At 64.2% G+C, this 24,639-nt stretch carries 22 protein-coding genes; 9 read left to right on the forward strand and 13 right to left on the reverse strand.

The genetic code is table 11. The features are described 5' to 3' along the window. The first annotated feature begins 252 nt into the window (after positions 1-252). On the forward strand, positions 253-1,461 hold the full coding sequence (locus tag ACEN2S_RS05300; protein ID WP_441863338.1) for a CaiB/BaiF CoA transferase family protein: 1,209 nt from the start codon (positions 253-255) through the stop codon (positions 1,459-1,461). A gap of 135 nt (positions 1,462-1,596) precedes the next feature. Continuing rightward, positions 1,597-2,439 carry an alpha/beta fold hydrolase gene (locus ACEN2S_RS05305; RefSeq protein WP_441863341.1) on the forward strand — a complete coding sequence of 281 codons (843 nt, stop codon included), beginning with the start codon at positions 1,597-1,599 and terminating at the stop codon, positions 2,437-2,439. A 447-nt stretch (positions 2,440-2,886) separates the two neighbouring features. Here ACEN2S_RS05305 and ACEN2S_RS05310 read toward each other — a convergent pair whose 3' ends face one another. Beyond that, positions 2,887-3,354 (reverse strand): L-2-amino-thiazoline-4-carboxylic acid hydrolase, encoded by a 468-nt coding sequence (locus ACEN2S_RS05310; protein WP_441863343.1) that lies wholly within the window; start codon positions 3,352-3,354, stop codon positions 2,887-2,889. A gap of 1,001 nt (positions 3,355-4,355) precedes the next feature. Between ACEN2S_RS05310 and ACEN2S_RS05315 the strand changes: the two genes are divergently transcribed. Next, the gene (locus tag ACEN2S_RS05315; protein WP_441863346.1) at positions 4,356-5,036 is read left to right on the forward strand and encodes a type 1 glutamine amidotransferase domain-containing protein; all 681 of its coding nucleotides are present in this window, start codon (positions 4,356-4,358) and stop codon (positions 5,034-5,036) included. Between the two features lie 310 nt (positions 5,037-5,346). Here ACEN2S_RS05315 and ACEN2S_RS05320 read toward each other — a convergent pair whose 3' ends face one another. The 9 genes from ACEN2S_RS05320 to ACEN2S_RS05360 form a co-directional block, all read right to left on the reverse strand. Beyond that, entirely contained in the window at positions 5,347-6,378 is a 1,032-nt protein-coding gene (locus ACEN2S_RS05320; protein WP_441863348.1) for a nucleotidyltransferase family protein, read from the reverse strand. A 264-nt stretch (positions 6,379-6,642) separates the two neighbouring features. Further along, positions 6,643-7,818 (reverse strand): iron-containing alcohol dehydrogenase, encoded by a 1,176-nt coding sequence (locus tag ACEN2S_RS05325; RefSeq protein ID WP_441863351.1) that lies wholly within the window; start codon positions 7,816-7,818, stop codon positions 6,643-6,645. A 117-nt stretch (positions 7,819-7,935) separates the two neighbouring features. After that, the gene (urtE, locus tag ACEN2S_RS05330) at positions 7,936-8,631 is read right to left on the reverse strand and encodes an urea ABC transporter ATP-binding subunit UrtE (RefSeq protein ID WP_441863354.1); all 696 of its coding nucleotides are present in this window, start codon (positions 8,629-8,631) and stop codon (positions 7,936-7,938) included. After that, positions 8,625-9,380 carry an urea ABC transporter ATP-binding protein UrtD gene (gene urtD / locus ACEN2S_RS05335; RefSeq protein WP_441863356.1) on the reverse strand — a complete coding sequence of 252 codons (756 nt, stop codon included), beginning with the start codon at positions 9,378-9,380 and terminating at the stop codon, positions 8,625-8,627. The genes urtE and urtD overlap by 7 nt, the downstream gene beginning before the upstream one ends. Further along, the gene (gene urtC, locus ACEN2S_RS05340; RefSeq protein WP_441863359.1) at positions 9,377-10,498 is read right to left on the reverse strand and encodes an urea ABC transporter permease subunit UrtC; all 1,122 of its coding nucleotides are present in this window, start codon (positions 10,496-10,498) and stop codon (positions 9,377-9,379) included. Before urtC ends, urtD begins: the two co-directional genes overlap by 4 nt. A 3-nt stretch (positions 10,499-10,501) precedes the next feature. Beyond that, positions 10,502-11,395, reverse strand: coding sequence for an urea ABC transporter permease subunit UrtB (gene urtB, locus ACEN2S_RS05345; RefSeq protein WP_441863361.1), 894 nt, complete (start codon positions 11,393-11,395; stop codon positions 10,502-10,504). A 63-nt stretch (positions 11,396-11,458) separates the two neighbouring features. Continuing rightward, on the reverse strand, positions 11,459-12,703 hold the full coding sequence (locus tag ACEN2S_RS05350) for a transporter substrate-binding domain-containing protein (RefSeq protein ID WP_441863364.1): 1,245 nt from the start codon (positions 12,701-12,703) through the stop codon (positions 11,459-11,461). 223 nt (positions 12,704-12,926) lie between these two features. Continuing rightward, positions 12,927-13,574 carry an ANTAR domain-containing response regulator gene (locus ACEN2S_RS05355; protein WP_441863367.1) on the reverse strand — a complete coding sequence of 216 codons (648 nt, stop codon included), beginning with the start codon at positions 13,572-13,574 and terminating at the stop codon, positions 12,927-12,929. An 8-nt stretch (positions 13,575-13,582) separates the two neighbouring features. Further along, complete coding sequence (locus tag ACEN2S_RS05360; RefSeq protein ID WP_441863370.1) at positions 13,583-14,746, reverse strand: transporter substrate-binding domain-containing protein; 1,164 nt, start codon at positions 14,744-14,746, stop codon at positions 13,583-13,585. 436 nt (positions 14,747-15,182) lie between these two features. Here ACEN2S_RS05360 and ACEN2S_RS05365 point away from each other — a divergent pair, with 436 nt between their 5' ends. Next, positions 15,183-16,727: an amidase gene (locus tag ACEN2S_RS05365; RefSeq protein WP_441863372.1), complete on the forward strand. Its 1,545-nt coding sequence runs from the start codon at positions 15,183-15,185 to the stop codon at positions 16,725-16,727. Between the two features lie 132 nt (positions 16,728-16,859). Here ACEN2S_RS05365 and ACEN2S_RS05370 read toward each other — a convergent pair whose 3' ends face one another. Continuing rightward, positions 16,860-17,618: an IclR family transcriptional regulator gene (locus ACEN2S_RS05370; protein WP_441863375.1), complete on the reverse strand. Its 759-nt coding sequence runs from the start codon at positions 17,616-17,618 to the stop codon at positions 16,860-16,862. A gap of 19 nt (positions 17,619-17,637) precedes the next feature. Beyond that, positions 17,638-18,036, reverse strand: coding sequence for a RidA family protein (locus ACEN2S_RS05375; protein WP_441863377.1), 399 nt, complete (start codon positions 18,034-18,036; stop codon positions 17,638-17,640). A 240-nt stretch (positions 18,037-18,276) separates the two neighbouring features. On the opposite strand from ACEN2S_RS05375, the gene ACEN2S_RS05380 reads away from it, so the two are divergent. Together ACEN2S_RS05380 and ACEN2S_RS05385 are read left to right on the forward strand one after the other, a co-directional pair. After that, entirely contained in the window at positions 18,277-19,341 is a 1,065-nt protein-coding gene (locus ACEN2S_RS05380) for a D-TA family PLP-dependent enzyme (protein WP_441863380.1), read from the forward strand. A gap of 10 nt (positions 19,342-19,351) precedes the next feature. Then, the gene (locus ACEN2S_RS05385) at positions 19,352-20,254 is read left to right on the forward strand and encodes a sugar kinase (protein WP_441863382.1); all 903 of its coding nucleotides are present in this window, start codon (positions 19,352-19,354) and stop codon (positions 20,252-20,254) included. Between the two features lie 6 nt (positions 20,255-20,260). Here the strand turns inward: ACEN2S_RS05385 and ACEN2S_RS05390 are convergent, their stop codons facing one another. After that, a complete protein-coding gene (locus ACEN2S_RS05390) occupies positions 20,261-21,124 on the reverse strand; it encodes a MurR/RpiR family transcriptional regulator (RefSeq protein WP_441863385.1) in 864 nt (287 codons plus the stop codon). Positions 21,125-21,174: 50 nt separating this feature from the next. Here ACEN2S_RS05390 and ACEN2S_RS05395 point away from each other — a divergent pair, with 50 nt between their 5' ends. From ACEN2S_RS05395 to ACEN2S_RS05405, 3 genes are all read left to right on the forward strand, one after another. Continuing rightward, positions 21,175-21,495, forward strand: coding sequence for a hypothetical protein (locus ACEN2S_RS05395; protein WP_441863386.1), 321 nt, complete (start codon positions 21,175-21,177; stop codon positions 21,493-21,495). A gap of 64 nt (positions 21,496-21,559) precedes the next feature. Then, complete coding sequence (locus ACEN2S_RS05400; RefSeq protein WP_441863389.1) at positions 21,560-23,041, forward strand: M81 family metallopeptidase; 1,482 nt, start codon at positions 21,560-21,562, stop codon at positions 23,039-23,041. A gap of 73 nt (positions 23,042-23,114) precedes the next feature. Continuing rightward, positions 23,115-24,638, forward strand: a complete 1,524-nt coding sequence (locus ACEN2S_RS05405; RefSeq protein WP_441863391.1) for an ABC transporter substrate-binding protein — start codon at positions 23,115-23,117, stop codon at positions 24,636-24,638. Position 24,639 lies beyond the last annotated feature (1 nt).

Consider the following 24,639-nt stretch of genomic DNA (forward strand, 5'->3'; position numbering starts at 1 on the left):
TAATATCCTAAAAGCTATATGTATAGTTCTTAATGAATCATCCTGCTGCTGCCCCGCCACGCCACCGCCGCTAAACACGTCCTTCGGGAGGGCGGCACCGGCGCACCCTCAACTTCTGCGACGCCGCGGAGCCGAAATCGGCGCCTGCCGCCCCAGCCCGTACCGGTGGTGACATGCCTCTCAAGGTCTGAATGTGAGAGTGCGCGCCGCCCCGACGCCCCCCCCTCAATCGCCAACAGGAGAGAAAACCCGATGCGCCCTTTCGAGACCCTTCGCGTGATCGACGCGACCCATGTGCTGGCAGGGCCTTTTGCCGCCTACCAAATGGCGGTGATGGGTGCTGACGTGATCAAAATCGACCGCCCCGGCGATCCCGATCAGGTGCGCCTTCAGGGCCCGGACCGAGAGCTTGGCGCGGCGGAAATGGGCACGACCTATCTCGCACAGGGAGCGAACAAACGCTCGGTCGCGCTGGATCTGAAGACCAAAGGCGGACAGGAAGCCCTGAAAGCGTTGCTGAAAGACGCCGATGTCTTCGTGGAAAACTACCGCCCCGGGGCGCTGGCGGCGCTCGGCCTAGGGTATGACGCGGTCTCACAGATCAATCCGCGCATCGTCTATTGCTCGGTCTCGGCCTTTGGGCAGCACGGCCCCCGTGGCACGGAGACCGGCTATGATTTCGTGTTTCAGGCCGTCGCCGGGCTGATGGCACTGACCGGGACCGACGCGACAGGACCGCTGAAGACCGGCGCGCCGGTGGTCGATTACGCCACCGGCTACATGACGGCCTTCGCGATCGCCTCGGCGCTGTTCCTGCGCGAACGCACGCAGCGCGGCCAACACATCGACCTCGCCATGTTCGACGCCACGCTGATGCTGATGAGCACGCATGTCACCGCCCTGACCGCCGCTGGCAAAAAACCCCACCCCGAGGGCAACACATTCAATGTTGCGGGCGTTGGCGCCTATGAGACGGCCGATGGTTTGCTGATGCTGGGCGCGGCGAACATGCGCCAGCAAAAGAGGTTGTGGGAGGCACTCGGGCGGCCCGAGATGGTCAAATCCACGCATGCGGCGCGGATTGCGGCCCATGCAGAAGAGGCCGCGATCCTGCGCGCCGAGATGCGGACAAGAACCGCCACGGAATGGGAAGGGTTCCTGCGCGACCATGGCGTGCCCGCGGGCAAAGTGCGTCCGTTGCATGAGGCGCTGGAGGATCCGCAACTGGCCTTTCGGGGCGTGTTGCAGCCCGCGCCAAAACCGCTGGGCCGCGCAGGGACCTATCTCGTTCCTGTGGCGCCCTTTCTGATGTCAGATGGCAGCCCCCATCTCGACCGTCCGGCACCACGGGTGGGTGAACATACGCGCGCCGTGCTGGCCGAGGCGGGATACAGCGCAGCCCATATTGACCAGCTGATCCGGGACGGAGCTGCCGTGCAACACCAGCCCCCGGCCAGCTGAAATCACCGCACAAGCGTATATAAGTTGTAGAATCATATTTATGATCCTAATCTGAACCCCGGGATTGCCGACGGCCGTTCCGCCCGCCATCCGGCCCAGACACCGATGCGGGACGTTCAGTGGAGGAGAACGATGATGAAAACAATGATTGCGGCGATGGGCCTGTCCCTCGCGCTGACGACGGCTGCCCTGGCAACGCCTGTCGAGGAAAAAACCGTGATGAACGGCGATGCGCAGGTCGGGTATTCGGTCCGCGGAAACGGGCCCTTGGTGGTGGTGATCGCCTCGACCGGGCGCAGCGCCGGAGAGCTTGGACCGCTGGCAGACCGTTTGGCCGAACGCGGCTACAGGGTTGCCCTGCCCGAGCCCCGGGGGATCGGACAGAGCACCGGCAAACTCTCGGATGTCAGCTTCCACGACTTTGGCGATGACTTCGCCGCCGTGATCCGGCAGGAAGGCGGTGAGGCCATCGTGGCGGGCCATGCCTATGGTCAGTGGATTGCCAAGACCATCGCCTCTGACCACCCCGAGATGGTGCGCGGGGTGGCGCTGATTGCCGGTGGCGCCAAGACCTGGCCGCCGGAATTGTCCGATGCCATCACGATGATCAACGATCCTGCGTCGACCGACGAACAGCGCATGGCCGGGCTGATGCTGGCCTTCTTCACGGATGAAGAAACCGCCAGGCCATGGTTGGATGGCTGGAACCAGGAGGTGACCCAAAGCCAGCGCGCGGCGCGCAAAGTGACCGAACGCGACAGCTACTGGGCCGGTGGCACCGCCCCCATCCTTGACCTTCAGGCAGGGTCTGATCCGTTCCGCCCCGCAAGCTCCCGCCAGGAGGTGCGCGATGAACTGGGCGCGGATCGTGTGACGGTCGCTGTCATCGAGGGCGCAAGCCATGCGCTGCCCGCCGCAAAACCGGTTGAAACGGCGGATGCGATTGCGGATTGGGCCGAAACGCTGCCGAAGAAATAATGCAACCGGCGCCGGGACAGATCACCGGCGCCGCCAACTCCGTATCGCCAGAGGCGAGAAGACCGGCAGTGCCCATGCCGTGGTCGGGCCCGGCCACGGCGGCTGGCTGGCCCAGCGGGTTGCCGCGATGAACTGGCCCCGAAGGCGGAAGACCGCCCATTCCCCGAAAGAGCTCCGCCGATATGCCGTCAGGGTCAGATTTTGAAGAGCGGGCAACGAAGATTGCCCGCGACACGTTCCCTGTCGGTTCGCAGCAGACCCGATGCTGCGGACCCGTTTGGCAGGGGGGCGGCATTGGCCGCCCTGCCGCCTGATATGGCGTGCTGCGGCGGGGACCCGCGCTGAAGCTGATACGCGCCAGCCCACATATCCCGCAGATCAGCAGACCCGGCGCATCACCGGCACAGGCCCGCGCGGCCGACAGAACCCGCAGGTGCGGCACGAACCTCAGCCTGTCTTTATTTTGTAGCGAAAATCACAATGGCTGGCGCCCTTCATAATCGTTTGCGTCCGCGTCAATTCAATCTCGGGATTGTAGCCGACGCAAAAGTCGCTGTCGCGGTTGCACGAGAGCAGATGCCCGATGTCGCCAAGCCCCATCTCCCGATACATCTCGGCATAGCGGCAGCGGGTGACGTTGAATTCCATCGCTTCCGCATCGCTGCGCAGCACTTCAATCTCCAAGGCACCCTCCCTGGTCCAGTTCGGCAAAATCGCCGCATAATCGAGCAGGTCCGGCGCATGATCCAATGCAGCCGCCATCGCCTGCCCCTGCTCAATGGCCGAGCGCGAGCAGGTCTCGCCGATCACCGCCTCGGCCTCGGCGCGGCCGGAGCGGGCCGTGATCACCTCAAAGGCATGTTTCAGGATCATCGCTTCGATGCGGCGGCGGGCGAGTATGGAAAGATCGGTCATCAAGGTGAGCCTTTTGCTAAGGTCAGATCGTGAAACGGGGCTGGAAGCGTTGCCCGAGGCGCATCAAGATGCCGCAGTCGGGCGCAGTTCAGCGGCACCGCGCGGCCGGCGACGGCGCAGCAGGGCAAAGGATGCGGCTCAGAAACCGAGAGCGCAAGCCCGTGTGATCTTGGCCCCCGCTCCTACCATCCCGCGCCGTGTCAGATGCAGGCAACCGCATGGCTGCCCAGGGCGGCCGGACCTCGGACCTGAGGATGTCAGAGGAAGCGCCGTTTCCGGTGCACCGACCATCAGCCCTTGCAGGCAAATGTGACAATCTGGCCAGCTGAAGGCAAAAAGGTCATTCTGCCGCCGCTTCCGCTCAAGAGAAGCGTTTGGCAAAGCGCTGCTCCCGCGACATTTCGAGACCTATCTGGCCGCACATGGCAGAGATGTTTTCCCGGCCGGACCTCACCGGCCCGAGCAACTGGCGACCGATTGGCTGCAATGGCCACAGTGGCTGCGGGTACAAACGCCGGACGCTCCGCAGCGCAAATGCCGGGTGGTCCGGCTGGCGGACGGGGGCCCGAACCTGTCTGAAGCGATGCGGGGGTGTGTTGCCCCCGGGGGAACGCGCAAGATCAGGCAACACCTGACCGATACGGTTGAGGCTGGCCGTGCCCATGACCCGTTGTCGGGTGCCAGCCCCCCGCATGCGATCGCGACCCCCTCTGTCAGGCGCGGCTTGGGGCGAGCCTGTTGGCACAGATCACCAAAGATAATGCGCCATTGCAGGTAGCACTGATGGCAAGGCGACACCGGCTGGGCCAGGCAGCGGCGGGACGCCATACGGGGTGCCATCAGCGCATGTTGACGCCCCAAAACCAGACGGCCGGTCTGCTGCAGGCGGTGCAACCGGCGCCTGACCCTGCCTGTCGCGCATCCGGCGCCCAGAAATCTCGGAACCCAAACGGGGGTCAAACCCCTTGATCCCGACTGAACACGGCAAAAGGAAGAACGACATGAGAATCCTGATGGTCCTGACCTCGCATGACAAACTCGGCGACACGGGCCGCGACACCGGCTTCTGGCTGGAAGAGCTTGCGGCACCCTACTATGTTTTCAAGGATGCAGGCGCCGAGATCACACTCGCCTCGCCGAAGGGCGGCAAACCGCCGCTTGATCCGGTCAGCAATGCCGCCGATTCCCAGACCGAACAGACCCGCCGCTTTGAGGCCGACCGAGAGGCGACAGCGGCGCTGGCCACCACGCGCAAACTGGCCGATGTGACCGAGGCGGATTATGACGCCGTCTTTTACCCCGGCGGCCATGGTCCGCTGTGGGATCTGACCGCTGACGCGGATTCCATTGCCCTGCTTGAGGCGTTCAATGCGGCGGGCAAACCCTTGGCGCTGGTCTGCCACGCACCGGGCGTTTTGCGCGATGTGAAGGGCACGGACGGCGCGCCGCTGGTCAAGGGGCGCACCGTCACCGGCTTTACCAATTCCGAGGAAGACGGCGTTGGCCTGACCGATATTGTTCCCTACCTCGTCGAGGATGCGCTGAAAGCCAAGGGGGCCAACTTCACCTCCGGGCCGGATTGGGGCGCGTTCACCGTGCAGGACGGCCAGTTGATCACCGGCCAGAATCCCGGCTCATCTGCAGAAACGGCCACCCGCCTGATCGCGGCGCTTGCGGCGTAAAAAACCGCCTGATGCCCGGCGGTAGCGGATGTGCAGGGCGTGGCGGATCATGCCCTGACACCATCGGTCGTCGGCCAGCCTCAAAGCTGGCCGCCCTTGCGGTGCGGCGGAAGGCTTTGAAGGCGCGCGCCGAACGGTCGAAGTGAGGCAGGTCGATGTCAGACTGTGCCCTGCGGCAGCACCTTCACCGGCAGCGCGGTCAAACATCCACCGGCATCCCGGAGGCCAAACCGCGGCTTTCAGGATGACCGATGCGCGCGGGCAATCCATACCGCTTTGGCCACGAGCTGCCGGGGGCTCCGCCGCATGTTCACGGAAGCGACCGAAGTTGCGCCGCCGTTTCGGGCAGTTTGGACAGCGCCGCGTCCAGCGCCTCGCACCAGGCCCGGCCCTTGTCCCGCGCGGCCTGCCAGGCCGCTGCCAGCGCATAGGGGTCCTCATCGGCCAGAACGCCGATCAGGAACCGGGCCTGAGCGCGATCCTTGCGGGCTTTATCCGCCATATCACCCCGGCGCCGCCGCTCCGAAACGATCAGCTTGTGGATCGCATAGCGCTCGGGCCGGGGTATCTGGATCAGGGCCCCCTCACGGTACAGCAACGGCACCGTCAGGGGCTCGGCGATCAGATAGTTCAGAAAATGCAGGGATTGCGCGCTGACCCCCAACGCTGGAAGGTCGCGCAGCCCCTCGTCCTGCTGAAAGGACGGTGTCAGAAATTCAATCAGCGTTTGCTGCCGGGTCTGCCGCCAGCGCCAGACTTTGCGGTCGCCGATGGCCGGCAAGGCCTCAAAATCAAGCGCGCTGAACACCTGGGCGAGATCGGGGTCAACCTGATCCCCCAATGCCAGCGACAGACGCTCAAAGCTGGCAATGTCGATGTCATTGGTCTGCGCGGCCTGATCGGCACCGATCCGCACCCCCAGCACGCCTTCATACTGCCGAAAGGCATGGGTGCCGACCACCGTGCCGCCCAGCCGGAACACCCCGGAGCGCGCCATCGCCATCAGGATCTGGCCCGTCGCAAGGTCGGGTGTCAAATAGCCTTCGCTGCGCAGCAACCGGACCAGCCGCGAGGTTTCGGCGCGGCGATCCCGGGCAGTCTCGCGCAGCGTTTCATGACGCGCGAGATGTTGGCGCAGCTCTTCGGTATCTTCGCCAATGTAGCGCTCAACGATCTGCTCCCCCAGACGGTAGCGATCATACCAATAGCCCCGGGCGTCGCGCAGCCGAAGGGTGGGTTTGCCCCGGATATCGGACACCGCCACCTCTTTCAGCAGGCGCAGCAGGTCCTGCCAGCCGGATTGTCCGGTCAGGGTGTGATGTTTGTAGGACAACGGTGACATGCATACCACACGACAAATTCTTTGTGTGGCAAGATGTACCACACAGGGCCGCACCACACAAAGTATTTTTCGTGTGGTAAGCCGCACCGATGGCCCTGTCCGGGGCACCGGTGCCCGTGAAACGGGGGCCGGGCGTCATCCCCTGTGATCAGGGCCGTGCCGGGCAGCGCGCACCCGGGCGGGGAAAGCCCCCCTCTGCGCAGCCCAGAAAGCAAAGCCGGGGGTCACGGGGAACCGCTGTCGAGCAGCCTGCCTCTTCCCCGCTCAGTAAGCCGCTTGATAGAGCGCGAGCGCATCTGCTTCGGTGACGGGCACAGGGTTATTGCCCAAAAGCCGGGTTTGCAGCATCGCATCCGCCGCCAGCTGCGGCAGCATCTCGCGCGAGACCCCGGCATCGCGCAGGCGACGTGGCGCGCCCGAGGCATCCATCAACGCCTCCATATGCCGGATGAAGCCTTCCGCCCTGATCTCCTGACATGCCGTGTGCGCAGACCCTTCTTGCGCCAGCAGATCCCCCAGCTCCGCATAGAGCGGTGCCGCTGCGCACAGATTGTGCCGCAGCACCGGCCCCAGCATCAGCGCATTCGTCAGGCCATGCGGCAGGTGATAGCGGCCGCCCAAAGGATAGGCCAGGGCATGCACCGCCGCCACCGGGCTGTTGGCAAAGGCCATGCCCGCCAGACAGGCCCCGAGCAGCATCGCCTCGCGCGCGGGGCGGTTGCTGCCATCCCGGCAGGCCGCCACCAGATTGGGCGCGAGAAGACGCAGCGCTTCGCGGGCGTAGAGATCCGACATCGGATTTTTCAGATGGCGGCTCGTATAGGCCTCGATCGCATGCACCATCGCGTCGATCCCGGTGGCCGCGGTCTGCCCCGGCGGCAGGCCCAGCGTCAGCTCGGCATCCAGCAGCACCAGATCGGCATAGAGCTGCCGGGCCACCACCCCCATTTTGGTCGCGGCGCCGGTGGTGAGAATGGTGATATTCGTCACCTCCGAGCCGGTGCCCGCGGTCGTCGGCACCTGCATCAGCGGCAGCCGCCCGCCCTGCACCTTGCCGATGCCATAGAGCGCGGAAAGCTCTTGCGGCGAATGCAGCAGCACCGCCGCGAGCTTGGCAATGTCGAGCGAGGAGCCGCCGCCAAAGCCGATCACCGCCTCCACCCCGCCCGCACGACCCTGCGCCACACAATCGTGCAAAATCTCTTCCGAAGGGTCTGCGACCACCCCGTCAAAGACGGTGACCGCAATACCTGCGGCCTGCAGCGCAGCCTTGGCGGGATCGAGCAGGCCGGTACCGTGCAGCACGGCATCCGTCACCACCAGCACCCGCGTCACCGGCAGATGGCTGGCCAGAATTTCGGCGATCCGCCGCGCGCTGCCCCATTCCACCACCAAACGGCGTGGTGCCTCAAAGCCGAAGTCCGGCAGATGTTCAGTCATGAATGCGTCCTTGAAATGCTGGCTTTCCCGCCCGCGTGCCAACAGATGCGAACTGCGGGGTGCGTGGGCGGGAAAGGTGACCCGGTCAAAGGGTGAATGAACCTGATCGCCGGGGCATCAGATGGTCATATGGCGGTCCACCACCGCATCGGTGAGCAGCTCGATGGGGCCCGCTTCGACCACACTGCCCTTTTCCAGCATGGCAAAACTGCCCGCCGCGCGGCGCAAAAAGCCGATGTTCTGCTCGACCAGCACCACGGTCAGACCGAACTCCTGACTCATCCGCAGGATCACCCGCTCTATCTCTTCGACGATGGAGGGCTGGATGCCCTCGTTCGGCTCATCGAGCAGCACCACATCCGGCTCTGCCGCAAGGGCGCGGGCGATGGCCAGTTGCTGCTGCTGCCCGCCCGACAGCACCCCGCCCGGTCGGTCGAGATGCGCCACGAGATAGGGGAAGAGCTCCGGCACCAGATCGGGAATGCCCCGACGGCCCTGCCGGTTCGCAAAGGCCCCCATCACGATGTTCTCGCGGATGGTGAAATCGGGAATGATCCCGCGCCCCTGCGGCACATAGGCAATGCCTGCGCGGGCGCGCTGATGGGTGGGGGCGGCGGAAATCTCCTCGCCGCGCAGCCGGATAGAGCCGCGCGCGGAATCCGTCAGCCCCATGATCGACTTCAGCAGCGTCGTCTTGCCGGTGCCGTTGCGCCCGGCAATGCCGGTGATCTGCCCCGCCGGGATCTCAAGGCTGATGCCGCTGAGCGCGCGCGAGCGGCCGTAATAGCTTTCCAGATTGCTCAGACTCAGCATGCCGAAATTCCTTGTGTTCCCAGATAGGCGGCCCGCACCTCGGCATTGCCCTCGATCTCGGCCACGCTGCCCTCGGCCAGAACCCGGCCCAGATGCAGCACCGTGATCCGCTCGGCAATGTCGCGGACAAAGGCCATGTCATGCTCCACCACGAGGAGCGTGTGCCGCCCCTTCAGCCGGTTGATGATCGCGGCGGTCTTGCCGGTTTCCGCCTGCGTCATGCCTGCCGTCGGCTCATCCAGCAAAATCACCGGCGGGTTTTGCATCATCAGCATCCCCAGTTCGAGCCATTGCGTCTGCCCATGGCTGAGCGTGCCCGCCTCGACCGCCGCCACCGGGGCCAGACCCACCAGATCCAGCGCCTCATCCACCGCCGCATGATCTTCGCGGCTGCGCCCCAGCCGCAGATTGGCAAAGACGCCGGGATGCTTCGATTGCGCAACCTCGATGTTCTGGCGCACGGTCAGCCCGCCGAACACCGACGGGATCTGGAACTTGCGGCCAATGCCTGCGCGGGCAATGCGGTATTCGCGCAGATTGGTCACATCGCGGCCATTCAGCCGCACCCGGCCCTCGGTCGCGCGGGTGCGACCGCTGATCAGGTCCATCAGCGTGGTCTTGCCCGCGCCATTCGCCCCCAGCAACACCCGCAACTCGCCCTTCGCCACCCGCAAGGAGACGCCATCAACCGCCCGAAACCCCGAGAAACTGACGGCGAGGTCTTCGACCTCCAGTGCATAGGCACTCATTGTTTCGCCTCCTGTTTGAGAGGGCTGGTGTCAATGCGGCACAGACGGCGCAGACGGTCGTGAAAGAATCCGGCCAGACCATTGGGCAAATAGATCACCGCCAGCACAAAGATCAGCCCCAGAATGGCCTTCCATGCCTCGACCAGGGCTTCGGTTTCCGAGACGCGGGCCTCAACCATGTTGATCAGGATTGCGCCGATGCAGGCCCCGAGGATCGACCCCCGGCCCCCCACCGCCGCCCAGACCACCATCGCCACCGAAAAGCTGAGATCGAGAAACGAGGGCGAGGCAAACTCCGCCACCAGCACATAGAGCATGCCCGCCAGCCCCGAGATCGCCGCCGAGACCGCAAAGAAGAAGGTCTGATAGGCGGGCACATCATAGCCGAGGTAGAGCGCACGGGTCTGACTGTCGCGCGTGGCCTGCAGGACGGTGCCCGCCCGGGTGGCCACCAGCAACCGCGCCAGCACGAGCACCACAATCAGCGCCACCGCGATCACATAATAGGTCAGATGCGAATAGGGATCGAGCTCAACGCCAAAGACGGTGAAATAGCCCAGATCCGTCAGCCCGTTGAAACCGTTGGTCATCGGCTGCGCATCGACCAGAACCAGCCGCGCCAAAAGCACCAGCGCCAGCGTCACGATCGAGACGAAAACCCCCGAAATGCGCTGACCAAAGATCAGGCGGCCCAAAAGCCCGGCCAGGATCACCGGCACCACCACCGCCATCGCCACGCCAAACCATTGCGACTGAAACGGCAGCCAGACCCAGGACCCCGGCGTGATGCAGCACAGATCGGTCGAGGCGCCGGGCTGCGCGTTCCACAGCATGAAATCGGGCACAGGCGTGGCCGAGCCTTGTTGCAGGCTGGTGTAGCTGGCCAGCTTCAGCGACATCGCCATCGCATAGGCGCCGATGCCAAAAAACAGCCCCTGTCCGAGGTTGAGAATGCCCGCATAGCCCCAGGTCAGCGCAATGGCCGAGCCGAGCATGCCAAAGCAGAGATATTTCGCCGCGCGGTTCAGCCAGAACTCATCGCCCACCAGCGGCAGGAGCAGGATGGCCGCGAAAAAGACCAGATAGGTCGCGCTCCGATAATTGAAAACCGAGGTCATGCCTTAGCGCCCCTTGAAGCTGAACAGCCCGGCGGGCTTGAGAAGGATGACGACAATGACCACCAGCAAGACCGCCGCGCGGCCTGCGATTTCATTGGCAAAGATGGCGACGAGCGCATTGATCTCGCCCAGCAGGCCCGCCGCGGCGGCCGTGCCCAGAAGGCTGCCCACGCCGCCGGTGACCACGACCATGAAGCCATCGACCACCATCGTCGCCCCCATATCGGGCGAGACGCTGCGAAACCCGGCCATCAGCACGCCCGCAACACCCGCGAGACCTGACCCCAGCGCAAAGGTGATCGCATTGGTCTGCCGCACATCAATGCCACAGGCGGCGGCCATCTGCGGGTTGCGGATGATCGCGCGCACCTTCATGCCCAGCGGCGTGCGGTAGAGCACGGCCCAGGTCAGCCCCGCCAGAACCAGCGTGACCAGCACGATGAACAGCCGGTAGCTGTTCAGCTGCACGCCAAACAGCGCCAGCGTCCCTTGCAGCGCCGCGGGCACCGGCACGTTTTGCAGACCCGAGCCCAGCCCCTCGATGTGAATGCCAAAGAAGGTCAGGCCAAATTCCAGCCGGATCGCCTGTTGCAACAGGATGGCAATGCCCCAGGTGGCCAGCAATGTGTCGAGCAGGCGGCCATAAAGGCGCCGCACCACCAGCCGCTCTACCGCATAGCCGACCAGCGCGGTGACGATAAAGGCAATCGGGATCGCCACGAAGAGATTGGACCCCAGCCAGATATTGGCCAGCACGGCGACATAAGCGCCGAGCATGACCATCTCGCCATGCGCCATATTGATGATCCCCATCGCGCCATAGGTGACCGCCAGGCCAAGCGCCACGAGGAGGAGGATTGAGCTGAGGCTCAATCCGATGAAAATGATGTCGAACACGGGATTCCGGCCTCCGGGATTGGGCAACAAGGGCCGGGCGCGCGAACGCCCGGCCCGCGTCGGTCAAAGCTTGCTGCTGTCCAGCCCTTTGGCGGTGCAGAACAGGTTGTCGGCGGTTTCGCCATAGGCCGAATAGGGCAAGGGCTTGATCGGCTCGGGGTATTCATTGACCACCTTGCTTTGACCATCCGCCTGCCATTGGCCGATGCGCGGCGTCAGCCAGGTGTGCAGGTTGTCGGGGTCCACCTTCACCGGGCCGCCCGGCGCATCGAAGGTCTGGCCGCGCACGCCTTCGCGGATTGCATCGGCGGTGAAATCCCCCGCCTTCTCGACCGCCTGTTTCCACAGATAGACCTGGAAATAGGCCGCCTCCAGCGAGTGGTAGGTGATCGCCTTGGGGTCATTCACATAGGCGCGGTAACGCTCGATGAACGAGGTGTTCGAGGGCAGATCCAGCGACATGAAATAGGGGAAAGAGGTGTAGCTGCCCGCCGCATATTCCGGCCCCATCGCCGCGATCTCGATCTCGGAGGTGACCGTGGCGCAGATCGGGATCTGCTCCTGGCTCAGCCCCTGGTTCTTGAACTCGCGGTAGAAGGAAATGATCGAGTCGCCCACCACGTTGGACAAGACGACATCGGCGCCGGATTCCTTGATCTTGTTGACCGTCACCGCCCATTCCGAATGGCCCAGCTCCAGATATTCATCCGCCACCCATTCGCCGCCATGCGCCTCGATCAGGCTCTTCGAGACTTTGGCCATCTCGCGCGGGTAGACATAGTTCGAGCCGACGATGAAGAATTTCTTCTTGCCCAGCGTCTCGATGATCCAGGGGATGTAATTGCCCAGCTGCTGGTTCGGCACCGCCCCCAGATAGACGACATTGCGCGAGCATTCGAAGCCCTCGTAATGGGTTTGATAAAAGAGCATCGCGTTGCGGCGTTCAAAGATCGGCAGCACTGCCTTGCGGCTGGCCGAGGTGTGGCAGCCAAAGACCGTCTGCACCTTGTCCTTGATCACCAGCTTTTGCGCCTTTTCGGCAAAGGTCTTGGGATCAGAGGCGCCGTCCTCGACCGTCACGGCGATCTGCTTGCCCAGCACCCCGCCGGCGGCATTGATTTCGGCCGCGGCCATCTGCACCGCATCGGCCAGCATCTTCTCGACAACGGAGAGCCCGCCCGTTTGCGAGAACAGCGCGCCCACCTGCACGGTCTCGGCAGAATGGGCGTATTTCAGAAATCCCGGCATCGCCAGCGCACCCGTCGAGAGGGCCGCAGTGGTCAGGAACTGGCGTCGTTTCATGGTCATCGGATCATCCCTGTTGTTGGATCAAAGGCCGCAATTCCCGCGCGCTGGCGCGGCTCGACCTGAGGTTGTTTTTTGAAAACCGGACTCGACGTCGCTGTCGAAACACAAAAAAGCCCGCGCCGTTCTGTGAGAACGTCCGCGGGCACCTTCGCCTATGGGTCAGCCTGCAAACGGCAGGCTTTAGCAGGGTGGCCATGTCGTCTGGGGACCCTGCGAGCACATCCTAATCAGATTCCGTTTCATCCGACAAGAAATTTTCTGCACGATTTTCACCGGCCGCCGGAAAGCGTGCCGCATGCCCGGAAATGATCTCGGCCGCCATCGCCTCAATGGCCAGACGGCGCTGCATCGCCTGTGCCCGCAGCTCCTTATGGGCGCGATCCTCGTCGAAATTGCGCTCGGCCATCAGGATGGTCTTGGCCCGCATCACCGCCTGTTCACCCATCACCTTGCGCTTGTAACGCCGCGCATCGCGCGCCAGATTCTGCGTCTGACACCAGATGTTGCGCGCGATCGCCAGATTGGTCAGCAGGCCAAAGGGCTTGATCGGCCGCCCGATCACCGCCAGCGCCCCGCTTTCCAGCACCAGTTGCAGGGTCGCGGGGTTCTCATAGCTGACAATCGCCAGAATGGTGGGCGCAGGATTGCCCATATTGCGAAAGAGGTTCCGCAACGCCTCGCGCTGATCATCGACGATGGCGACCAGCACGATATTGGTGTGGCGCGGCAACTGCTCGGGCACCGGCCAGACCAGTTGCGGCATACAGCCGATGCGGCGCAGGTGATCGGTCAGCGCGATCCCCTCTTCATCCATCGGGTGCAAGACCACCACCGACAGGTTCCGCAGTTCCTTCAGAAAGGCATAGGACATCATTGACCTCAGAAGTTCATCACGCCGAAGCGGAAATCGGATGGGCTGGCGGTTTCGTTCATGCCGGAAATCTCGACCAGATAGGGATCGGGGGCCACGCGCTGGGGCGGGCTGCTGACAATCTCGTAGCGGCCCTTCTCGCGGATGCGCGCCACGCGCGGCCACAGATGCGTGTGATTCGTCAGCCGGTCGACCCGCACCGCCCCCTGCGGCGCATCCACCTCCACCTCGTATAGCGCGGGCAGCAGACGGTCGATGCCGTCCTCACCCGCGAGCGCCAATGCGGCGGCATAGAGATGCACCGAGAAATAGGCAGCCTCCGCCGGGGCGGTGGCGGGAAACGGCCCGCCCGAGGCCAGCCGGAAGGCGCGGGCAAAGGCCAATGCGCCGGGTGTGCTCAGCGTGTCAAAGAAGGGCGCGGCGATCACATGGCCATCGGCGACGCCCGGCGGCATGCGCGCCACATCCACCTCGGAGGTGGATTGGCTGGCGATGGGCAGGGTTTGGGGATCAAACCCCGCCTCGCGAAAAGCGGTGTAGAAGGGCACGATTCCATCGCCGACCACGGTGGAATAGATCATATCGGGCTTCAAAGCCCGGATCCGGTCGATGATATGGGCGATATGACGGGGGCGCAGATCCAGCGGCACATAGGTCTCATCCAAGACCGTGCCGCCTTTGCTGCGGTGCAGATCAGCGACGATGCGGTTGGATTCGTAGGGGTAGACGTAGTCCGAGCCGACGATGAACAGACGCTGACCGAAATTGGCCTGCAAATATTCCACCAGCGGCACCGAATTCTGGTTCGGCGCGGCGCCGGTGTAGACGCAATGGCGTGAATATTCAAAGCCTTCATAGAGCGTCGGGTAGAACAGCAGCGCGTTATGCGCCTCAATCTCGGGCAACATCGCCTTGCGGGTGCTGGACATATGGCCGCCAAAGATGACCTTGATCCGCTCGTCACGGCACAGCTCCAGCGTGTGGCTGCGGTAGAGCGCGGGCGTCGATTTCGGGTCGCGGTAGACCGCCTGCAGCCTGCGCCCCAGAATGCCCCCCATCGCGTTGATCTCCGCGATGGCCAGACGCGTCGCTGCCAGCTGGTTGCGCTCGATCGCCCCCGTCACGCCGCTCTCCGACATGATCACACCGATCGTCCAAGCATCCATCGTCATTCCGCCACCCGTTGCTGCAAACAAAAAAAGCCCCCGCCCGAAATCAATCGGGAGAGAGCTGCCCTGCTCAAGGATGGGCCCATCAAGACCGAACTGCGGGGCCTTGTCAAACGCTGTCCCCATGCGGGGCCGCAAGAAGCAGGCAAGTGATGAAAAATTCAGCCTTGACGCGGCGGGCTGACCCGGCGCAGATTTTCGCCATGTCCGTCCCCTCACCGCCGCTGGCGGCCCAGGCCACGGACCGGCCGGTGATCCGCAGGAGATCCGGCCTCGGGGCGCCCTCCCCGCCTGACAAGGATGTCAGATCGCTTTCACCCCGGACAAGCCGCGTGCCGCCGTTTTGGGCGCAATCCGCACGCTTTGTTCTGCAATCCGATTTCCGTCCGGGCCCGCCCGGATTTGCGATGCGCCCTGCCCGGCGCAGAAAGGACCCCTGATGACCCTTCCCCAGCCCGAAATGGCGCGCCTTGACGATCTTGGCAGCCTGACGATCCACTCGATCCGTGCGGCTTTTGCCGCCGGAGCCTTCACGGCGGAAGAGCTGACACTGGCCTGCCTTGAGCAGATCAAGCTGCTGAACAAGAAGTATAATGCCATCATTTTCATGGATGATTCCGCGCTGGAAACCGCGCGTTCGGTGGACCGCCGCCGCGCCGCAGGCGAGGCTTTGGGCGCCTTGGCCGGGATTCCGGTGGTGATCAAGGACACGGTCGATATGGTCGGCTTTCCCACCACGGCGGGCTGGTCGCTGCTCTATTCCGGCACCGGCGGCACCGATCTGATGCCCGCGCGGGATGCGCCGGTGGCCGCCCGGATGAAGGCGGCCGATGCCGTCATTCTGGGCAAGACCAACGTGCCGATCCTCAGCTGGACCGGCACCCATGCCAATGACAGCTGGGCCGGCCCCACGCTGAACGTCGTGGCCGAAGACCGCGCCCCCGGCGGCTCGAGCGCGGGCACGGCCAGTGCCGTGGCCGCCCATATGTGCGTGGTGGGGCTGGCCGAAGAGACCGGCGGCTCGATCCAGAACCCCGCCTCGGCGCAGGGGCTGGTCGGGATCAAACCCACGATCGGGCTGGTGCCGAATGCGGGCGTGGTGCCGCTGGCGGGCAACCGCGACGTGGTGGGCCCCATCGCGCGCAACGTGACCGATGCCGCCCTCTGTCTCGATGCCATCGCCGGTTTCACCCCGGAAGATCCGAAAACCCTCGCCTCGGTCGGCCATATCCCCCGGGGTGGCTTTGCCGCGGCGCTCTCACGCGATGGGCTGCAGGGCAAGCGTCTTGGTCTTTACGGCCCGGGCTGGCGCAAGAATGAACTCTCGCCCGAGACCGCCGCGCTCTATGAAAAGGCCAAGGCCGATCTGACCCGCGCCGGGGCGATCCTGATCGAAGACCCCTTTGCCGGGACGGATTTCAGCAGTCTGCGGCAGATCACGCCCGGCACGCCCTTCTTTGACGGAAGGGGGCTGGAATCCATCGCCTATGACATGACCTGCTATCTGCGCCGTCTGGGGCCGGATGCGGCGATCCAGAGCTGGGATGCCTTGGTCGAGGCGACAAAATCGCAAGATCCCTTCGCGAAAGGCGCGATTCTGGGCTATCTGCACGAATTGCCCGATTTTGTTGAGGCGCTGAAATCGCCCGAGACCCCGCCCGCCATGCCCGCCTTCATGGTGCTGAAAGAGGCATATCTGCGCCATGTGGATGAGGTCTTTGCCCGGCATGACCTTGACGGGCTGGTCTATCCGCAAATGCTGTGCGAACTGCCGGGGCTGCATTCGGGCAAGGCCATTCTGGAAACCACAGTGGGCGAGCTGAACATCTCTGGCATGCCGGGGATCACCGTGCCCGCGGGCTACTACGCCTCGGGCGCCCCTTTTGAGCTGATCTTCCTCGGCAAGCTTTGGAGTGATGCTGCCATCATTCGCATGGCCTATGCCTATGAGCAAACCGGCCCGCATCGCCAGCCCGCACTCTAGCGCAAACGGTCCAAAGCCTCTGGGGTTGCCCGGGCACGGGCCTCTGGCCTCCGGCCGGGCAACCGGGGGCGGCCAGAGGCGGCGGCCGTGGGGGGCACCCGGCTCTCTGGCAGGGGAACCCGCGGGGCTGTGTCACACCAACAGCGACAGTTTCTCGGCAGCGCGCAGCAAAACCTCCCGGTACTGCGCATGATGCGCCATCGCATCGGCTTTTGGTGCAACGATGCACAGCGCGGCCACCGGGCGCGCCTGCCGGTCGCGCACGGCGGCGGCAAAGCAATGGGTGAAGGAATCCACCACACTGTCGAAGGAGAAAAAGCCCCCGGCATGGGCCTCGCGCACTTCGCCAATGAAAACGGCGGGCGCCAGTGTGCTGCCATCGGGGAGGATGAAATCGCCCGGCGGGATCAGATCCAGTATCTCGGCATCGCTCAGATGCCCCAGCAGCACCCGCCCCGAGGCGGTCCAGGGAATGGCCGTGCGGTCGCCCAGATCGGCGCTGATCCGGAACGGACGCTGGCCTTCGTGCATCAGCGCGACAGTGTATTTGTCCCCATCCAGCATGCAGAACTGCGAGGTTTCTTGCGTGGCTTGCGTGATCTCGGACAGAATCGCGCCGGCTTCCCGGGCCAGGTCGAACTGATCCAGATAGGCCAGCCCGAGAAAGTACAGCCTGCGCCCCAGATAGACCTCGCCATCCCGGCCCGCAGGTTCCAGCATGCCGTGTTCCGTCAAAGTCCCGACAAGGTCGTAAACCGTCGATTTCGGCGCCCCCAAGGTCTGGGCAATATCGGCGGGCCGCATCGGGCGTCGGACCGCGCGCAGGTGGTCAAGAATGTCAAAAGCACGGTCAAGCCCGCGCGCCCGCTTCCGTTCCTGTCCGTCTTTCACGCGCAGCCCGCCCTCTTGTTTACGTGCGCGCGTCGGGCGCGCGATACGCGATGCAATCGACCTCGACCTTGCAATCCACGACCATGGCCGATTGCACACAGGCACGCGCCGGGGGGTGATCTGCGAAATAGGTCTCGAACACGCCGTTGAAGCTCCAGAAATCGCGCGGGTCATCCAGCCAGACGCCCACACGCATGATGTCTTGCGGACCGTATCCCGCCTCTTCGACAATGGCGAGCATGTTCCGGATCGCAATATGCGCCTGCTCGACGATGCCGTGCCCAACGACTTCCCCGTTCTGCATCGGCGTCTGACCCGACACATACAGCCAGCCATTCGCTTCGGTGGCCTTGGCAAAGGGCAATGCTTTTTGGCCGTTGCCCTTGGCTGCGCCGACGCCGTGTCTTGTGATGGTCATGACATATCCTCTTGGGTTTCGTGTGAAGTTCAACCTGCCGCGGTGGCCGGGCCAGACGCGGGAAGGGCGGGTCCAGAACGCCGCGCCGCGTGGCAGCCCGATCAGGCGTGTAGTCTGATCTTAAAATTCCGTTATAACGGAAGTAATTCTTTTTTACCGGAATGTAGCTAGCGCAGAGCCCGAACACGTGTCAATTAGGAAAGCGAAGATTCACTTTATGGCCACTTCAAGAGGTTGCAGATGACCGACGTCACCCCCCTGCCCGACACGCCTTGCCTGATTGTCGATCTGAATGTGGTCGCGGAAAACATCCGGCGGTTTCAGACCCTCGCGACCGCTGCAGGGCTGAAAGCGCGGCCTCACATCAAGACCCACAAACTGCCCCAGATTGCCCGGATGCAGATAGAGGCCGGTGCCATCGGGCTGACCTGCCAGAAAATCGGGGAGGCCGAGGTGATGGCCGATGCCGGTTTTGACGACATCCTGATCACCTACAACATCCTCGGGGAGAGCAAGCTCGCCCGGCTGGTCGCTTTGGCGGGGCGCTGCCGCCTCTCGGTCACCTGCGACAGCCTGACCGTTGCGCAGGGGCTGTCGGCGGCTTTTGCGGCCCGTGGTGCCAGCCTCGACGTGCTGGTCGAATGTGACACCGGCGCGGGGCGCTGCGGCGTGCAGGATCCGGCGGCAGCGGCGGCGCTGGCCCGGCACATCGCCGATCTGCCGGGGCTGCGCTTTGCCGGGCTGATGACCTACCCGCCGATGAACGCGCCCGAACCCGTCGCAAACTGGCTCGCCAAGGCCGTGGAGGCGGTCGCCGCACAGGGCCTGACCTGCGACGTCATCTCCACCGGCGGCACGCCGAACCTCGGCGATCTGACCTCTTTCGCGCAGGCGACCGAGCACCGCGCGGGCACCTATGTCTACAACGACAAATCGCTGATCGCGCGCGGGGCCTGCAGCGTGGCGGATTGCGCGGGATTGGTGCATGCGACCGTCGTCTCACGCCCGACGCCCGGCCGTGCGATCCTCGATTCCGGGTCGAAAACGCTCAGCTCGGATCAGCTGGGCCTTGCCGGTTACGGGCTGATCCGCGAAGCGCCCGACGCCATGATCGCGGCCTTGTCCGAGGAGCATGCCATCGTCGAGCTCGGTGACAGCGGCTGGCACCCCCGGGTCGGTGACCGCGTGATCATTGTGCCCAATCATATCTGCGTGGTGACCAACCTGTTCGACACGCTTTATCTGCGCCATGCCGACGGGAGCTACGAGGAAGTGGCGATCCCCGCGCGCGGCAAGCTGCGCTGAGGGCCGCAGAATGGTCAAGGTGATCTGCCTCGGCGAGGCAATGGGAGAGCTGGCCTTCGCGCCCGACGGGACCGTCGCGGTGGGCGTGGGCGGGGACACGCTCAACACCGCCGTCTATCTGGCGCGCGCGGGGGTGCGCTGCGGCTTTGCCTCAGCCCTCGGCCGCGATCCGTTCGGGGACCGCATCCGCGCAGTCTGCATGGAAAATGGTGTCGATACAGGGCAATTGCGCCAGATCGACAGCCATGCGACCGGGCTTTATGCGATCACCACGGATGCGTCGGGAGAGCGCAGTTTTCAGTACTGGCGCGACAGTTCTGCCGCGCGTCAGTGCCTGCAGGATGCGCCTGCGGACTGGACGGAGGCCCTTCTCTCGGCCGCATGGCTCTACCTCTCGGGGATCACCCTCTGGGTGCTTCAGGCCGATGCGGACAGGCTGATTGCCGTGCTGGATGCGGTGAAGGCCCGGGGCGGCCGGATTGCCTTTGACGGCAATTACCGCCCCCGGCTCTGGGGAACCGAAACCGCCACCGCGCGCGCCCTCTTCGCCGAGACTATGGCGCGGGCCGACCTGATCCTGCCGACGTTTGAGGATGAGCAGATGCTCTGGGGAGATGCCAGCCCGGAAGCAACACTGGCCCGGCTGCACGGGCTTGGCCCGGCGCAGATCGTGCTGAAACAGGGCGCGGAGGGATGCCTGATCGCGGACGGAACCCAGCCGCCACGGCGCATCGCCATCCCCGAAGCCGTCACCCCGCTGGACACGACCGCCGCAGGCGACAGCTTCAACGCCGGCTATCTCGCGGCCTGGCTGCAGGGTGCCAGCCCCGAGGCCGCCGCCTTGGCCGGGCACCGTCTGGCGGCGCGGGTGATCTGCCACCGGGGCGCGATCCTGCCGCCGGAGGACCGCTGAAGGCCGTCAGTCGCCCAACAGCTGACGGTCATCGCCATCGCGGCTGCGCACCAGCTCTTCCTTGACGCGGCGCAGCATGGTCCGGGCGATTTCGCGGTCGGCATAGGCCACCAGATTGGCAAGGATGTCGATGGCCGCCAGATAGGCATAGCGCGTCGAGGTGGGCCGGAAAATGTTGCGTCCCTCGGGCAGGTCAATCCCGATCAGCACCGTGGCCGCTTCGGCCAGGGGCGTGCCACTCTGGGTCAGCGCAATCGTCGGCACGCCGTGGCTGCGGAAAAGATCGAGACAGCGCACCATCGACGGATCGCGCCCGGTCATCGACGAGACGATCGCAACCGTGCCCGGCAAGGCCGAGGCCGCCAGCATCAGGTTCATCTGCAGATCGTTTGAGCTGTTGATCCGGCAGCCCAGCCGGAACAGCCGGTTGTGCAACTCGTTGGCAATCATCGTCGAATTGCCGCCCGAGCCGAAGGCCTGAATGAATTCTGCCCCGCGCAGCAATCCCGCCGCCTTCTCCAGCGCCTCTGTGTCCAGCTGCTGGAAACAGCGAAACAAGGCCTCCTGCGCCTTGGTCACAATGTCTTTTGCCACCTCGGCCGAGGTGGCCGCAGCGACCTCGGGCTTGAGGTAGCGCAGCCCGACATAGGTGACGCGCGCCAGCTTGACCTTGAAATCCGCATAGCCTGTGCAGCCGATATGGCGGCAAAAGCGCGTCACCGTCGGCGCCGAAACCCCCGCCCGCTCGGCCAGCTCGCTGATCGAGGCGGCGAGTGCGAAATCGACATCATCCAGCACCACCTGCGCCAGTTGTGCGTTCAATTTGCCAAGCTTGCCGTCGCTGTCGGAAAGGATCTGGAAAATATCCATCGGGATCTCACTCTGCCATCGAACTGAAATACCTTTTCTCATTTCGGCGCATGAAACGCCAGAAGCTGCGCAACAATGGGCTGATTCGGTGTATTTTGGAAAATCTTGTTCAAGAATGCCGATCTGCGGCCGCAAAACAGCCCTCTTTGCGCGCGGCCCCGCAGGAAGGCCGAAAATCCCGAAAAAAGTGCTGGAAAAAGAGGCAGCCCTTTGCCGCGGTGATTTTCACGCTTCCGGGCCCTGGCCGCCGCAGCATGAAAATCTCCCGGACCCTGCCCTGGCCGATTTTCACCTATTCTGAAATTCCCTTTCTTTCAATGGCGATATGGCAGCGTTTTATTGACAGAAACGTCCGCATCTGTGGATATTAGGAAAATAATTTTCTCTAAGCCGGTTCGGTCGCTGACCGCCCGGCGGCTCGGATCAAAAAACCACATGCGCATCTTCACCGCTTCCCTGGCCACCGAAACCAACACCTTCTCTCCGGTGCCAACCGACCTGGCGGCGTTCCATGCGGCCTTTTACGCCGGACCGGGCGATCACCCTGACACGCCGACCCTGTGCTCGTCGGTGGTGCCCATCCTGCGCCGTCTGGGGCAAAACGAGGGTTTCACCGTCATTGAAGGCACCGCCTGCTGGGCCGAGCCCGCCGGGCTAATCCAGCGCGAAACCTATGAGACATTGCGCGATGAGATCCTCGGGCAGCTTGCCGCCGCGATGCCGGTCGATGCGGTCGTGCTGGGGCTGCATGGGGCGATGGTCGCGCAGGGGTATCAGGACCCCGAGGGCGATCTGCTGGCACAGGTGCGCGCGCTTGTCGGGCCGAAGGTGCTGGTCTCGGCCGAATTCGACCCGCACAGCCACCTGACGCCCTTGCGGGTCGCCAATCTGGACATCCTCGCCGCCTTCCTCGAATTCCCGCACACCGACTTTGAGGAACGCGGCGAACATGTGGTTGATCTGACGTTGCGCACCCTGCGCGGCGAGATTGCCCCGGTGATCTCGACCTTTGACTGCAAGATGATCACCATCTATCCGACCAGCCGGGAGCCGATGCGCTCTTTCGTTGACCGGTTGCGCGCCCTGCAGGGGCAGGATGGGGTGCTGTCGATTTCGGTGATCCACGGCTTTATGGCGGGCGATGTCCCCGAAATGGGCACGCGGATCGTCGTCGTCACCGATGGCGATGCCGCGGGCGGCGCCGCTTTGGCCCGGCGCCTGGGAGAAGAGCTCTATCGGCTGCGCCGTGACACCGCCTTCCCGATGCTCGACACCGAAGCGGGGCTGGACCGGGCGGCGGCACTGGTCGCCGGGCGCCCCGGGCGGCCGGTCACGCTGGCCGATGTCTGGGATAATCCCGGCGGCGGCGTTGCGGGCGATGCCACGCACATCCTGCGCCGGATGATCGAACGCGGCGTGACCTCGGCCGGGGTTGCCACGATCTGGGACCCGATCGCCGTCTCCTTCGCCCATGCCGCCGGTGAGGGCGCGAAACTGACCCTGCGCATCGGCGGCAAATCCTGCGGCGATGGCGGTGAACCGCTCGACCTGCAGGTCGAGGTGTTGCGGGTGGCGCCCGAAGGCTGGCAAAGCTTCCGCGCCAGCCGGGTGACCTTGGGCCGCAGCGCCGTCGTCCGCGTCGCCGGAACCCAGATCGACATCATCCTGATCACCTCGCGCAGCCAGACCTACGAGCCGGACATTTTCACCAATCTCGGGATCGACTTCGCGTCCAAGGACGTGCTGCTGATCAAATCGACCAACCATTTCTACGCAGGTTTTGAACCCATCGCGGCAGAAGTGGTCTATATCGCAGCCCCAACCTGCTATCCGACCGACCCGGCCCGCAGCGACTACCGTTTCGCCCGACAGGGCATCTGGCCGCGCGAGCCGGACCCCCTCGGCCTGGACGGCTGACCGAGACCCACGCAAGCAATCACCAGACAGGCCGGGACAACCGGCCAAGATCTTCAACAGGAAGGAAAAGACCATGATCACCCGCCGCTCCCTGCTGCTCTCGGGCGCAGCCACCGCCGTCCTTGCCGGCTCTGCAAGCCTTGCCTTCGCCGCCCCGTCGGAGGGCGTGCTGACCATTGCGATGATCGGCGAGCCGCCAACCCTCGACATCATGCAGACCACGACCGACCTCGTGATCACCATCGACCAGCATATCTTCGAGACGCTCTACACCTATGATGCCGAATGGAACACCGCGCCCCTGCTGGCCGCGAATGCGCCGCAAATCTCGGAGGACGGGCTGACCTATACGATCCCGCTGCGCAGCGGTGTGACGTTCCATGACGGCTCGGCCATGACGCCGGAGGATGTGGTCGCCTCGCTGCAACGCTGGATGGCGGTGTCAACCAAGGGCAAACAGGTCGCGGAACTGGTCGCCAGCCTGACGGCCAAGGACAATGCGGTTGAGATCGTGCTGACGAAACGGTTTGCGCCGCTGATCCCGACCCTGACCTATGGCGCGGTGGTGATGCCGAAAGCCACGCTGGCCGAGACGCTCACCGATTTCATCGGCACCGGCCCCTATGCCCTGAAAGAGCGCAAGCCGGATCAGTACATCCAGCTGGTGCGTTTTGACGGCTATGCCTCGCCCGAGGGCGCCAGCAGCAATTATGCGGGCAACCGCGAGGCCATCGCGCGGGAGATCCATTTCGTGCCGGTCCCGGATGCCAACACGCGCCTCGAGGGGCTCTTGTCGGGTCAGTTCGACTTTGCAGATGCGCTGCCCACCAGCGCCTATGGCCGCATCGAAGACAACGACCGCGCCGCGCCGGTGATCTACAAAAACGCCGCCTGGATGTCGATGAACTTCAACCACAAGGACGGCCTGCTGACCAACAAGACTTTGCGCCACGCGGTGCAGCTGGCGCTCAATCCCGCCGACATGATGATGGCGGCCTTTGACGAGGAAAAATTCTACGGCGTCGACGGCTCGATCTATCCCGAGGGCTTTGTCTGGCACACCGAAGCCGGTGTCGCGCGCTATGGCGAGGGCGACAGCGAAGGGGCGATGAAACTCCTGACCGAGGCGGGCTATGACGGCACCCCGCTGCGCATCCTCACCTCGCGCCAGTACGAATTCCACTACAAGGCCGCCGAAGTGGCCAAGGCCTATCTGGAAGCCGCGGGCTTCAAGGTGGATCTGCAGGTGGTGGACTGGGCCACGCTGACCTCGCGGCGCGGCGATGCGGCGCTGTGGGACATCTTCATCACCCATTCGAACTTCCCCGGCGACCCGACCATGCTCAACCTTGTCAGCGACGCCTATCCGGGCTGGTATGTGTCCGAGCAGAAAACGGCCGCGGTCAACGCCTATCTGGAGGCCACAACGCAGGACGACAAGCTGAAAGCCTGGGAAGCCGTCCAGACCGCCGTCTATGAAGATGTGCCGCTCTACAAGGTTGGCTCGTTCAACGCGCTGTCGGGTCTGTCGAAACAGGTTTCGGGCTACACCCCGGCCTATTGGCCGTTCTTCTGGAACGTGACCCCCAAGGAGTAAA

The sequence above is a fragment of the Phaeovulum sp. W22_SRMD_FR3 genome, from assembly GCF_052113705.1.
Classification (GTDB): domain Bacteria; phylum Pseudomonadota; class Alphaproteobacteria; order Rhodobacterales; family Rhodobacteraceae; genus JBGQOG01.